Here is a 1,412-nt window from a genome sequence, read left to right on the forward strand (position 1 = left end):
AGGTATGTTTTGCGCCCTCCGATCCTCGGCCCGTGGAGGGCATCTCCGGTCCAGAGCTCGTTCGGGCGGTCCGCCTCGAACCGGCCGAAGACCGCCGGCTCCGCCGGGGCCCGCAGCGCGGTCAGCCCGGTGCGGACGAACATCCGCTGCAGGGTCCGCTCGTCCGGCGCCCACCCGTGCTGGGCCTCCAGGATCCGCTTGACCTGCGCTGCGCTCCGGTCCGGGTTCTCCTTCTTCAGTGCGGTCGCCAGCTCGAAAACCTCCGGCGGGGTCCGCGGCTGGGACTGCCGCGGCGACGGCACGAGCGCGTCGAACCCGCCCTTGCGCCAGTCCTGGATCCACCGGTCCAGAGTCCACCGGGTTATCCGGACCGTCCGCCCCTCCGGGTCGGTATGCGGGACCGCCGCGATCGCCCGCACCATCGCCCCCCGCTGCCGCCCCGTCAAAGTGGTGACGGCGGCCTCACGGATCAGCATGTAGCGGAACAGCCCGATCGCGCGGGCGCGCTCCAGCCGCACCGCCTGGTCGTCGTCTCTCCTTGTCAAGGAAAACCTCTTTCACGAGATGCCAAAACGGACAACCCGCGAAGATTCCCAGGCCAGCGGCACCCCGCATCAGGGGGAACTCGTGTTGGACAGCTACCGGGGCCAGCCCGGCGACAGCAGCCGGCCGCCGCTGGCCGCGCTCGCCGCCCGCCACGGCGACACCCTGCCGATGCCCGGCCAGCGCGAGGAAACCGCCGACGCGGCCCCGGCAACCGCCGCGACCGCGTCGGCGAACGGCGACGGCCCCTGCGCCGGCGGGACCGGATCGACCCCGGTCTCCACCAGCAGCCCGGTGAAGAACACCCGCACCGCCTCCGCCCGCGCCCCGAACCGCCGCAGCCAGCCCCGGACCGTGGCCAGCGCCCGCCCGGACGCCGTCGCGATCGGCCGCGCCCCCTTCCCCAGGGCCCTCGCCGCCAGCGCCGCCCCGATCACCTCGGCCAGGTCAGCCCGCCTCAGCAGGGCGAAAGCCGGCAGCAGCACGTGAGTAGACCCGCACCCCGAGCAGCGGGCCCGCCGCGGCCGCAGCCGAACCGGCCCCTGCCCGCCCCTCAGCACCCGCGGCCGCGCGTGCCCCCACCGCGCGAGCACCCCGCCGCACAGCGGGCACTCAAGCTCCCCGCCCGCCAGCGACCGTTCGACCTCAGCCGGATTTGCCCCTACCGTGACCACAAGCGCCTCCGAGCGCTTCACGGCCCTCCCGGGCGCACTCGGCCAAGAGACACCGGGAGGGCCTACTCATGCCCCCATCGGCAAGGTGCCGCCGCCGACGAACACCCAGGCCAGGGAAACACGCAGCCCAACATCATCGGGAAACACAATGCCGGAAACCCGGAACTACGTGAGCACCCAGGGTGCCGCTCAACA

The 1,412-nt window shown here is 73.4% G+C and carries 2 protein-coding genes; both read right to left on the reverse strand.

What is annotated here, in order from left to right:
- A partial coding sequence (locus EAS64_RS45285) for a helix-turn-helix domain-containing protein (protein ID WP_222849929.1) occupies positions 1 to 545 on the reverse strand: 545 nt, incomplete at its 3' end.
- A gap of 93 nt (positions 546 to 638) precedes the next feature.
- A complete protein-coding gene (locus EAS64_RS38595; RefSeq protein WP_222849588.1) occupies positions 639 to 1,238 on the reverse strand; it encodes a DUF6431 domain-containing protein in 600 nt (199 codons plus the stop codon).
- Positions 1,239 to 1,412: the final 174 nt, after the last annotated feature.

It is taken from the genome of Trebonia kvetii, from assembly GCF_007827045.1.
Taxonomy (GTDB): domain Bacteria; phylum Actinomycetota; class Actinomycetes; order Streptosporangiales; family Streptosporangiaceae; genus Trebonia; species Trebonia kvetii.